Raw genomic sequence first — 13,403 nt, 5'->3', positions numbered from 1 at the left:
GACAGACAGTTCAGATTTTTTCTGCTGTTCAAAAATGTCCAGCCACTCAGCTTGAGTAAACCGGGATTGGCTCATGGGGCTTTTCTCATCATAAGAATAGGTGACACTATTTTAATCAGTGAATTCCCGCTGGCTAGGTGGGGTTCCCCGTACGCTTACGGTAAATGTCAGCCTCAGCACCCTCCAGTATGACCCGTCGCGCGCCAAAAGCTGCGGCACCTGGACACCGAAAACCCCCGGCGACAGCAGTTATGCACCGGTGATGTCCAGCCTGAATCATCAGACCGCTGCCGTACCAATATGGTGGGCAGTGGTGCACCGCTTGTCAAAAGGCCTGACGCAAGCGGCGGTTGCCACCATTCCCTGCCGGCCTGATTTGCGGCAACTGCGTTTTGACGTGCAGCACACCCGTATTGCCAACGCCGCACTGGCGGCGGAATTGCAGGATTTTACTAATGACTGTTATGCCTTAGCACTGTATCAGTGGCAACAACGGGATCAGGGGCAAGCCACTGATCCGGCCACACTGCATGATATCGACTGGCTGGGCAGCAGCACGTTTTTAGCCAGTGACTATAACACCCTGCAATCGCGCACACCCAGAGCCAATTACCCATGGAACGAGAGCCGGGACAGCGGCCGGCCCAATACCGGGCAGGGCGGTTATCCGACCTGTAAAGCGTGGTGGTCAGCCTCCAAAACCGGGCTGGAAGCCAGGGTGCTGGCGCAGGCCGAGCCGGGATTATGGCTGCGTTTGTCGGCGGCCCTGAAAATGATGGGAAAAGACAGCCGTGAATATCAAGAAGCGGTGATCCGCCGTCTGGTCAGTCCGGTGAATCTGGCGGTGTCGCAGGAGGGCTACGTGTATGCCGGCTATGGCGGCAATGCCGATTTTACCCTGTGGGATCGATCCAGCCGGGTCGGTGCAAGTGCCGGCGCGATGTTGGGCGGATTACTTGCCTATCCGATGTTTGATGCTGTGCGCCAGGCCTTGCCAATGATGCAGGCGGTGATCCTGATGGCGTTGTATATCCTGCTGCCGTTGATTTTGTTATTTGCCGCCTATGAATTTAAGACCGTTTTTACCCTGACGTTTGTGATTTTTGCGCTGAACTTCCTCACCTTTTGGTGGGAAACCGCCCGCTGGCTGGACAGTTTTTTGCTGGAAGCCCTGTACGGTTCAGAGACCCACAGCCTGTTTAATCTGGCCGGATTGCAGAACACCTCCGATGACTTAATCATGGGGCTGGTGATGGGCACACTGTTTATTGTCCTGCCGATGGTCTGGCTGGGGGCACTGGCGTGGGCCGGCGTGCGGATGGGCGATATGGCCGGTATGATGAGTCAGGGCGTGGGGCAGGTCAGGCAGTCCGCCGGCATGTTCGGGCAGATGGTGATGCAGAAAATGATGTCCGGCGGTAAGCGCTAAAGCGTTCAACGGGGTGATTACCTTAGGAATACTCTGAATATCACCCCATTCATCATCTTTTTTCATCATATTCACGGTGTTTTTGTTTTGGCTGAATTTAAAACCCGGATGAATCTGCTTAATGTTGCGCATAATGTGTTGTGATCCTGTTAATCCATTGTCATGCTATTACATTTTTAGAGTCAAATCGTCTGAATAAACGCCTCTGTGATGGGTGTCTCATCTGTTAGCTTGATAATTAAACCCTGCCGACCATAATACCTCATCTTAAAACTCCCTTATTACTGTTCAATAATAATTACGTATCCGATGGGTTTACTATGGCAACGGTAACTTCCCGCAACATGATAGCCGGGCTGGCCGGATGGACTGTACTCGCATTCTCCCCCGTACAGGCCGATGACCCGCCCTTTATTCAGCAAAAACAGCCATCACAGGCAGCAGAACAACATGCAGCAACGCTGGATGCTCAGGAGCAACGCCGGCAGCAGGAAAGGCAGCACGCGCTACAACAGCAACAGGCACCGGATACCGATATCCGGCTCACGCGACCCGATGTGCGCCTGTCTGATTATCCGGCTGATGAACATCCCTGTTTTACGATCAATACATTACGTTTAGAAGGCGATTCCGCTCGCCGTTTTCAGTGGGCACTGGACGCAGCAGGGGATGCCAAAGGGCGTTGCCTGGGCGGACAGGGGATTTTGCTGGTCAATAACAAGGTGCAAAATGCCATTCTGGCCAAAGGTTATGTCACCACTCGTGTCATGGTGCAGGAGCAGGATCTGACGGGTGGTGTGCTGACGCTGACGCTCCAGCCCGGCCGCATTGCCCATATCCGCTTTGATGAGCCGGTGTCCTGGCGTGGGCGGCTGTGGAATGCCATGCCCGCTGCCACCGGGGATATCCTGAATCTGCGCGATATCGAGCAGGCGCTGGAGAATTTCAAACGGGTGCCCAGTGTTGAGGCCGACATTAAAATCGGACCCGGTCAGCAGGAGGCGACCAGTGACCTGCGGATCAGCTGGAAAGAGGGGCGTCCGTTCCGGCTCAGTCTGGGACTCGATGACAGTGGTGCCCAAAGCACCGGCCGCTATCTGGGGTCGGTGACGCTGGCGATTGATGCACCTTTTGCCCAGAATGATCTGTTCTATGCCAATATCGGCAAAGATTTGTTTGAACCCGGTCCCTTTGGTAACCGCGCCCGTACCGTTAACTACGTCTTCCCGCTCGGTTACTGGGCGTTTTCTGCCAACTACAACGACTATACCTATCATCAGAATATCGCCAACGCAAACGAAATCCTGTCCTACAGCGGCAAAAGCGAGAATGCGCAATTTACGGTGTCCCGGCTGTTATTCCGTAATCAGTCGCATAAAACCACCCTTAATCTGCGCGTCTTCCATCGCCATTCCACCAATGCCGTGGGGAATATCGAAATAGCCCAACAACACCGCCGTACTGCGGGCTGGGAGTTAGGCTTAAACCAGCGCAGTTATTTCGGTGATATCACGTTGGACGCCGGCATCAACTGGCGGCGGGGAACCGGTGCCTTCGGTGCACTGCCGGCACCGGAAGAAGCCAATCACCGGGGCAGTGCCCGCACGGGAATGGCCCTGGGGGATATCAGCCTGAATGTGCCTTTGAAATGGGGTACACAGCCCTGGCGTTATCATACCAAAGTGCGCTGGCAGTGGAGTGCAAACCCGCTGACACCGCAGGACAGGCTGGCGATTGCCGGGCGTTATACCGTGCGCGGGTTTGACGGCGAGCAGATGCTGTCCGGTGAAAGAGGGCTGCTCTGGCGTAATGAGCTGGCCTGGAATGTACTGTCGCGCGGTCACGAGCTTTACTGGGCGGTGGATTATGGCCGTGTGGATGGACCGGGCACCCGTCATCTGGTCGGGCATCAGCTGGCAGGCGGTGCCGTGGGCGTGCGCGGCACGCTGTGGCACCGGCTCAGTTATGACCTGTTTGCCGGGGTGCCATTTTACCAGCCCGCCGGTTTTCACACCCCGGGCGTGAGCGGCGGTTTCAGCTTCAATCTGGAAATCTGATAACCCCACTCATCCTGAATCACAAACAAATGTTGCGTTTATTGATTTGATCTGGACGGACTGATTTATGAACAAACAGTGTTATTGCCTTATTTACAGCCGCACGCACGGTGAATTGCGGGTGGTCTCGGAACTGGCCCGCAGTTGCAGCACCGCACCCGGGCAGCGTCGTGGGATCGGTGCATCGCGCTTGTGGGTGACGGTACGCCGTGCGGTGTGGCTGCTGGGGGCAGCGCTGTTTGCCGGGCAGGCGTTGGCGGACGGTATTATCGCCGACAGGCAGGTAGCCCCTGCTCAGCGTCCGGAAGTGATAACAACCCAGAATGGCCTGCCGCAGGTCAATATCAATGCACCCAATCAGGCCGGCGTATCACATAACCCCTATCAGCAGTTCGATGTCGACCAGCGAGGTGCCATCCTTAACAACTCGGCGTTGATGACCTCAACCCAACTGGCCGGGATGATACAGGGTAACCCCCGCCTCGATCCGAACGCGGCACCGGCCCGGTTTATTATTAATGAGGTCAACAGCGATAAGCCCAGCCAGCTGCGGGGATATCTGGAAGTGGCCGGCGGCCGGGCGCAGGTGATTGTGGCCAACCCGTCGGGGATTGTGTGTAACGGCTGTGGCACCATCAATGCCGGACGGATGACCCTGACCACCGGCAAGCCGCAGCTGAATGCCGACGGCAGTCTGGCAGGGTATCAGGTTGAGCGGGGCGTAGTGAGCATTGAGGGCGGCGGGCTTAATGGTGACTCGCGCCACGATACCGGGTATGTCGATATTCTGGCGCGGGCCGTGAAGCTGAATGCCGGCGTCTGGGCCAAAGAAGAGCTTGCGGTGGTGGCAGGGCGTAATCGCATCAGTGCGGACAGCAAAACAGTGACGCCGCTGTCCGTGGAGGATAAAAAGCCCGAACTGGCGATAGACATGGGGCAAATGGGCGGCATGTACAGCGGTTATATCCGCATGATAGGCACGGAAGCGGGCGTCGGGGTGCGTAATCAGGGCGGGCATTTGCAGGCGGGGAAAACGCTGACGGTCAGCAGCGAAGGGCGGCTGAGCTGGCAATCGGGGGAGCAGGAAGCCGTCATTCAGGCAGGAGGCGATATCACCCTGACTGCCCGGAACGGGATTGAACATCACGGCAAACTGCACAGCGGCGGGCAGCTTGCGGTACAGAGCCGCGACGGTGACATTCAGCAGTCCGGCACCCTGGCGGCCGTGGGCGATATCCGGCTGACGTCGGCCCGGGGCATTCAGAGTCGCGGGTATTTGCTGGCCGGCAGCGATATTAACAGTACACTGAAACATAAGGCAAACCTGACGCTGAGCAGTCAGGGGAATACTCAGGCCAGCGGCCATTTGCTCAGTCTGGGCGATATCAACGTGACCGGCCAGCGGGTGGATATCAGCCACAGCCAACTGGCGGCCAGCCGGGCTGAGATTGCCGCCCAAGCCGGTGGCGTTGCCCTGCAACAGGCAAAAATTGACAGTCAGCAGTTGAGCGTAAAAAGCCTGGGCGATATCGACGCGCAACAGGCACAGGTAGGTGTGGGTCGCTGGGAGATTGATGCCAACAATCTGTTCAACCAGAAGGCGGTCTGGTCTCAGGCAGGTGCCGGCGAAAGCCGTTTTGCGCTGGCCGGGGCGCTGGATAACACCGGCGGCCGCATTGAAGCGCCCCAACTCAGCCTGAATGCCGGTTCCCTGAACAACCAGCAGGGGCATCTGGTAGCGCTTGAAAAGACGGTGCAACACTGGCGGGTGACCGGATTGCTGAACAACACCGACGGTCTGTTGGGTAACAACGGCAACCTGCGGCTTGATATCGGTAGCCTGAATAACCAACGCGGCACGTTAAAGAGCCAATCGGCATTGGATATTACATCGGGCGCTGATATCAATAACACCAAAGGTCAGTTGTTGTCTGAACAACCGCTGACGGTGAAGGCTTCCGGCAGTATCAATAACCTGTCCGGAGAGATGCGGGGTGAACACCTGTTGTTGACAGGACAGAACCTGACAAATACGGAAGGTAAAGTCGTCAGCAAGGGGCGCCTGAAACTTGACATCCGGCAGGCAATTGATAATCAGCGCGGGCTTTTCGATGCGGCTGACGCCCTGGATATTCAAGCCCGGGGTCACTGGGATAACCGCAGCGGAACCGCCCAGGGCAGCAAGCAGGTGGATGTCTCCGCGCAGAGCCTCGATAACAGCGACGGCAAACTGTTGGCCGAACAAGCGCTGACCGTGAACACGACGGGCACTATCGATAACCAGCGCGGTACGTTGCAGGGGCTGTCCGCGAACGTGACGTCAGGAGGCGATATCCAAAACGGCAAAGGTAGCCTGTTGTCCGGTCAGGCGCTGACCGTGAAGGCGACCGGCAGTGTCGATAACCCGTCCGGCAATATCCGGGGTCAAGAACTGGTGCTGACGGCACAGAACCTGACAAATACGGAAGGTAAGGTTGTCAGCAAGGGACGCCTGACACTTGACATCCGGCAGGCAATTAATAATCTGCGCGGGCTGCTTGACGCGGCTGGCACCCTGGATATTCAAGCCCAGAGCCACTGGAATAACCGCGGCGGAACCGCCCAAAGCGGTAAACAGATAGATGTCACTGCGCACAGCCTCGATAACAGCGACGGCAAACTGCTGGCCGAACAAGCACTGACCGTGAACACGACGGGCACTATCGATAACCAGCGTGGCACGTTGCAGGGGCTGTCCGCATTGAATGTGACGGCAGGGGGCGATCTCCAAAACGGCGGGGGTAACCTGTTGTCCGATCAGGCGCTGACGTTGAAAGCGGACGGCAGCGTCGATAACCAGTCCGGCAATATCCAGGGCACAGCGCTGACATTGACCGCGCAGACGCTGACGAATACGAAAGGTAAGATTGTCAGTCAGGGGCATTTACAGCTTGACATCAATCAGGACATGGATAATCAGCGCGGACTCATTAAAGCCGATGATGTGCTGAAGATCCAGACTGACGGTCACTGGGACAACCGTGACGGCACCATTCAGGGCAGCAAGCAGGTTGACGTCTTCGCTTATAGCATTGATAACCACGGTGGCACCCTGCAAGGCAGCAAACAGGTTGATGTCTCCGCCCACAGCATGGATAACAGCAGCGGCAAACTGTCGGCCGAACAAAAGCTGACCCTGAACGCCATCGACAACATCAATAACCAGTCCGGCGACATCCGGGGCGAAACGTTGCAATTGACGGCGCAACACCTGAACAATGCACAGGGTAAGATCGTCAGCAAGGGACATTTGCTGCTTGACAGTCATCAATCGATTGATAACCAGCACGGGCTGCTCGATGCGGCTGAGGCCCTGGATATCCGCATCCGGGGCCACTGGAATAACCGCGGCGGAACCGCCCAAAGTGGTAAACAGGGAGATGTCACTGCGCACAGCCTCGATAACAGCGACGGCAAACTGCTGGCCGAACAAGCACTGACCGTGAACACGACGGGCACTATCGATAACCAGCGTGGCACGTTGCAGGGGCTGTCCGCATTGAACGTGACATCAGGGGCCGATCTCCAAAACGGCGAGGGTAACCTGTTGTCCGATCAGGCGCTGACCGTGAAGGCGACCGGCAGCTTAGATAACCAGTCCGGTAATATTCAGGGCAAAGCGCTGGCACTGACCGCACAGACGCTGACGAATACGAAAGGTAAGATTGTCAGTCAGGGGCCTTTGCAGCTTGAGATCAATCAGGACATGGATAATCAGCACGGACTCATTAAAGCCGATGATGTGCTGAAGATCCAGACTGACGGTCACTGGGACAACCGTGACGGCATTACTCAGGGCAGCAAGCAGGTGACCGTCTCCGCCCGTAGCATGGATAACAGCAGCATTGATAGCAGTCACGTTGATAACCCCGGCGGCAAGCTGTCGGCTGCTCAGGCGTTGACCCTGAACGTCGCCGACAACATTAATAACCAGTCCGGTGACATCCGGGGCGAAACGTTGCAATTGACGGCGCAACACCTGAACAATGCACAGGGTAAAATCGTCAGCAAGGGACACTTACTGCTTGACAGTCATCAGTCGATAGATAACCAGCACGGGCTGCTCGAGGCGGCTGAGGCCCTGGATATCCGCACCCGGGGCCACTGGAATAACCGCAGCGGAACCGCCCAAAGTGGTAAACAGGGAGATGTCACTGCGCACAGCCTCGATAACAGCGACGGCAAACTGCTGGCCGAACAAGCACTGACCGTGAACACGACGGGCACTATCGATAACCAGCGTGGCACGTTGCAGGGGCTGTCCGCATTGAACGTGACATCAGGGGCCGATCTCCAAAACGGCGAGGGTAACCTGTTGTCCGAGCAGGCGCTGACCGTGAAGGCGACCGGCAGCTTAGATAACCAGTCCGGTAATATTCAGGGCAAAGCGCTGGCACTGACCGCACAGACGCTGACGAATACGAAAGGCAAGATTGTCAGTCAGGGGCCTTTGCAGCTTGAGATCAATCAGGACATGGATAATCAGCACGGACTTATTCAGTCCAATAATGATACCTTGAATATCCACACTGACGGTCACTGGAATAACCACGGCGGCACCCTGCAAGGCAGCAAACAGGTTGATGTCTCCGCCCACAGCATTGATAACAGCAGCGGCAAACTGTCGGCCGGACAAAAACTGATCCTGAACGCCGACGAGAATATCGATAACCAGTCCGGGGAAATTAAGGGTGAACACCTGGAACTGACGGCATCACGCCTGGATAATGCGAAGGGCAAGATCATCAGCAAGGGACGCCTGAAGCTTGATATCCAGCAAGCGATTGATAACCAGCACGGGTTTTTCGAAGCGGCTGACGCCCTGGAAATTCGTACCCGGGGCAACTGGGATAACCGCAACGGGATAGCCCAGAGCGGCAGGCAGATGGATATCTCCGCCCTCCATATCAATAACAGTGACGGCAATCTGTTGGCCGAACAAGCACTGACCGTGAACACGACGGGCACTATCGATAACCAGCGCGGCACGTTGCAGGGGCTGTCCGCATTGCATGTGACGTCGGGGGGCGATCTGCAAAACGGCGGCGGCAAGCTGTTTTCTGAGCAACAGCTAACCGTGAAGGCGGCCGGCAGTATCGATAACCAGTCCGGGGACATGCAGGGCAACGCTTTGCAACTGACGGCACAGCAGCTGAAAAATACGCTGGGTAATCTGGTCAGCCTGGGGAACCTGCGGTTTGATATCCAACAGGCTATCAATAACCAACAGGGATTTATCGAGGCCGGTGACACGCTGGATATCCACACGAATGGCCACTGGGACAACCGCAGCGGCACCGCCCAGGGCGGCAAACGGGTGACCGTCTCCACCCACAGCCTGGACAACACGGGCGGCACACTGCAATCGATCGGTGACCTGACGCTTAATAGTATCGGCAATATTATTAATCAGGCGGGTAAACTGTCGGCACAACAACATCTGCACTGGCAGGGCGGTACGGACAGCTTACTGAACAATAACGCGGGGACGTTATTTAGCGAAGGCAGAATGTCACTGTGGGGCGGACAGCTGACCAACCGCGAACAAGGCGAGATCCAGGGCAAACAGGGGATAAAGTTGGATCTGACGGGCGGCTGGGATAATCAGGGAGGGAAACTGATCAGCGGCGGGCACAGCACGGTGAATGCGCTGAGCCTCCTGAATGCCCAGGGAAAAATTGAGGTGCTGGACGCGCTGGATATGCGGTTTACCCAGACACTGGATAACAGCCAGGGCCATCTATTCAGCAAGCTGGCGCAATCCCTGCGCGCGGAAAATATCCTGAATGCGCAGGGCTGGATAGGCACTCAGGGAGGCTGGTCCGCCACGGCTGACCGGTTTGATAACCAGGGAGGCAGCGTGTCGAGCCTGCAGGATGCCACACTGGCGGTCAGCACGCTGGACAACCAGAAAGGCACACTGGGATCAGCGGGGGCGCTGATGCTGCGTTCGGCACAGGATATTCATAATCAGGGCGGTAAAATCAGCGCCCTGACGCGGCTGGATATACAGGGCGCAACTGAAGGGTCGGCGGCCGGCCACGTGCTGAACGCGGGCGGGAAACTGCTTTCAGACGGGGCCATCACGGTGATAGCGCAAAGTCTGGACAACGCCGGTGGCCTGATTGACAGCCAGCAGCCGGTGCGGTTGCACTTCAGCGGGATACTGGATAACCGTGGCGGGAAACTGCTTTCGGACGGGGCGATGCAGCTGGATGCCCGGTCGTTGCACAATGCCGCCGGGTCGATAAACAGCAAACAGCAGCTTGGATTGCGCATTCTGGCCCTTCTGGATAACACCGGCGGCACGCTGAAAAGCAACGGCGGCCAGCAAATCTCGGCCGGGCAGGTCAACAACCGGCAGGGGGTGTTCAACAGCCTGGGTGCGCTTGAAGTGACCGCCGGTCAGCTGGATAACCCGGACGGGAAGCTGATCAGCGGGGGAAACGGCATTTACCGCATCAATGTGATCAATAACGCGCAGGGAAAAATCCACGGCGGCGGCACCCTGACCTTGAAGGGGGAAACGATAAACAATCAGGCCGGGCAGCTGATCGCCACCGGGTCGGTGCAGATCGACAGCCAGACACTCAATAACCACGGGCAGGGGAAAATCACCAGTCAGGACACGCTGGCCGTGCGCAGCGACCGGGTGAACAATCATGACGGCGGCCTGTTGCTGGGGACAACGCACACTGAAGTGACGGCCCGCGAGCTGAACAACACGGCCGGCCGCCTGCAAAGTACCCGCACGCTGACCCTGTCAAACCTCGACAAGCTGCTCAATCAGCAGGGGATGATCCGCGCTAACGGCACACTCAACCTCAATGCGGGTATGCCGTCCGTGCTGGCACTGTTCAATCAGGGCGGCCTCGTCCAGAGCGGGGAGCAGCTGACGGTCAATACCCACACCCTGAATAATACCGGCGGGATCTTGCTCAGCCAGCAAGGCCTGACGTTGGCCGTGCAGCAGGATTACACCCACCGGGCCGGCGATACAATCAGCAGTAACGGCGCGTTGACCTTCTCGGTGGGTGGGTTGCTGACCAACCTGGCCGACTGGCGCTTGCCCGGCAACCTGACCCTGAACAGTGCCCACTTCACCAACCAGGGGACGCTGGCCGGGAAAAACCTGTGGCTGACAACCGGCACCCTGCGCAATGAAAAGCGCCTGGAAGCCGACAACATGACCCTCACCAGCGACACGCTGGATAACACGGGCACGGTGATGGGGGATACGGTCACGGTGCGCAGCCGGGTGATTGACAACCACGGGAAGAATGCGGTGATGGCCGCCACGGAGCGCCTGGATTTGCAGACCCGTGAGCGCCTGACTAACCGGGACGGCAGCCTGATATACAGTGCCGGCACCCTGCGCCTGGCCAGTGATGACCTGATTGAGAACAAAGCGAGCGGCATTGAGGCCGACGGGGAGGTGTCGATTGAAGCCAACCGGCTGAATAACCTGCGCGAAGGGCTGGAGATCGTGCGCGGGGCGGAAAAAGGCGAGACCCAATGGCACCGTTACAATTACTACTGGCGCTCTTACGCGTCGGGGGTCAATCGCGACAAAAATACCATGGCACCCACCACCCAGCGCCTGACGTTCCGCGATGACGCAGCGGTGGAAACCAACCGTTACGGCACCCTGCTGGCCATCGATGCGGCCGGTAAACGGGCGCAGGTGCGGGTCAAGGATGACAACGGGCAACCTTATGAGCTGTGGATCCATTATCTGGCACTGAAACCGGGGCGCGACGGCAGTTATGACATGACGTTCTATGAGACGCGCGGCCATCGCCAGAACAGGGTGCCGACGCCGTATCACAATACGGTCTGGCGCGAGCACAACCGGGGACGGCTTGAGCAGTGGGACCCGGAGAAACATCTCGACATTGCCAATGTGCCGTTTGTGGATGATTACAACAACTTCCGTGAACGCTCGGCCACCGGTACGGTGACGCGGGACAAACTGGTGTCTGAAGGCATCGGCGCCCATATTCTGGCCGGGGGCAACATGACGCTGCGGATCACGGGGGCACTGCTCAATGACGCCAGTACCGTCAGTGCCAACGGTAACCTGGTGACGACAGGCAACGGCGAGATCACCAACAAGGCTTATTCCATCAATGAACGGCGCGAGGAATTCTTGGTTGACCATTACGACCGGGATACCCGGCACTGGTATCCAAAACACCACAGCGATGAAACCGTCGCATTGGCGACCATTGACGCGATCATGACCGGGCACGGCGATGTCGCCATCCACGGCGCGAAACTGGAAAATACCACGGTCAACCCGGCGCAAATCAGCGTGGTGGAGGCGGCACAGAAAGCGGCGGAAGCCGAGCGGGCGGAATGGGAGCGCAACCCGCTGGCGGTGACGGTAGAAGGGGCAGAGTGGCAGGAACAGGACAGCCAACTGGTGCTGGCCAACCGGCTGCTGACGCCGCTCAAGCGGCGACTCACGTCGGTCGCTCTCCCCCACTTATCGGATGACCAGCTGCTCACGCTGCTGAAGCGGGAACTGACGCCGACTGACCAACCCGTCATACAGGATGACCAGCTGCTCACGTTGCTGAAGCGGGAACTGACGCCGGCCGATCAACCCCTTATCTCGGATGAGCAATTGCTGACGCTGCTCAAGCGGGAACTCACGCCGGCTGACCCACCCCTCAGGCCGATCGAGCGCCCCCTGACGCCGGCTGAACTGGCCCTGACCAGCCAGCAAAAACTGGCGCGGGTCTCCACCTTTGTGCCCAATAACGGCCTGTTCCGTCAGCACCCGGCAGAAGGCAGCCCCTATCTGGTGGTCACCGATGAACGCTTTACCAGCCGGACCCGGTTTATCAGCAGCGATTACCTGTTGCAGCGGGTGGGGTATGACCCGGCGCAGGTGCATAAACGGCTGGGGGACGGCTTTTATGAGCAACGCCTGGTGCGTGAGCAGATACTCAAACTGACCGGCCGCCCTTCCGTGCGCGGTGACGATGCGATGGCACAGTACCAGGCTCTGATGAACAACGGGACGAAGGTGGCCAATGACTTCCGGCTGGTGCCGGGCGTGGCACTGACGCCGGCCCAGATTGCGGCATTGCAGCAGGATATCGTCTGGCTGGTGAGCGAGACGGTGGAGACGGGCAGTGGCCCGCAGACGGTGTGGGTGCCGAAGGTCTATCTGGCCAACACCACGCTGCGGCTGACCGGGCAGGGTGCCCTGATTGGCGGGGGTAACCTGCAACTGTCCGCCAACAGCCTGACGAACACCGGTAACCTGTTTGCCGAGCGGGCCCTGAACATTGATGCGGATCAGTTCCTGCATCAGGGCGGGGATATCCGCGCAGAGCGCATTGACGTGCAGGCGGAGAGCCTGACCTTAAGTACTAATTTGCAGGATGCCCTGCGCCAGGCCTCAATGAGCGCCCGGGAACTCAGCCTGCGTGGCGGGGATATCCAGCTGCGCGGGGCGAAACTGGAGTCCACCCGTCATCTCAGCCTGAATGCGCGTGATAATCTGGAGATTGCTGCCGCCAGAAGCACCACGACGGGGAACATTGACGTGATTGCCGGGGCGATGGGCAACCGCACCAGTGACGGCATGGAAGAGGCCGGGCAGCGGATGGCGACCGTCAGCGGCGAGTGGCAACAGGCACTGGGCAGTCAGCTTAATGCCGGGGGTAACCTCAGCCTGCGCGCCGGCCAGGACATCACGTTGCAGGGGAGCCAGGCCAGCGCCGGGGGAACGGCGCTGGTGCAGGCCGGCGGCAATGTGAACCTGCTGGCGGAAACCACCACCAACAGCACGCAGCTGGAAGCCGACAGCCGGACCTCGTCGGTGAGTAACCGGCGGGAGGAAGACCGGCTGCACCTCAGTACCC

At 58.3% G+C, this 13,403-nt stretch carries 3 protein-coding genes; all 3 read left to right on the top strand.

Features of this window, described 5'->3' with window-relative positions; genetic code table 11:
- Positions 1-118 precede the first annotated feature (118 nt).
- Positions 119-1,429: a conjugal transfer protein TraG N-terminal domain-containing protein gene (locus tag PSI15_RS15615; protein WP_273584329.1), complete on the top strand. Its 1,311-nt coding sequence runs from the start codon at positions 119-121 to the stop codon at positions 1,427-1,429.
- Positions 1,430-1,749: 320 nt separating this feature from the next.
- Positions 1,750-3,486, top strand: coding sequence for a ShlB/FhaC/HecB family hemolysin secretion/activation protein (locus PSI15_RS15610; protein WP_273584328.1), 1,737 nt, complete (start codon positions 1,750-1,752; stop codon positions 3,484-3,486).
- A 67-nt stretch (positions 3,487-3,553) separates the two neighbouring features.
- Positions 3,554-13,403 (top strand): two-partner secretion domain-containing protein (locus PSI15_RS15605; protein WP_273584327.1); only part of this gene is annotated, 9,850 nt, incomplete at its 3' end.

The organism is Xenorhabdus sp. PR6a, from assembly GCF_028599065.1.
In the GTDB taxonomy this organism is placed as follows: Bacteria; Pseudomonadota; Gammaproteobacteria; order Enterobacterales; family Enterobacteriaceae; genus Xenorhabdus; species Xenorhabdus doucetiae.
The sequence above is the reverse complement of the archived record's forward strand: the minus strand, read 5'-3'. Positions and strand labels throughout refer to the sequence as shown.

Coding starts and splice junctions, on each gene's coding strand:
- PSI15_RS15610 (WP_273584328.1), top strand. CDS start 1,750: ATGGCAACGGTAACTTCCCGCAACATGATAGCCGGGCTGGCCGGATGG.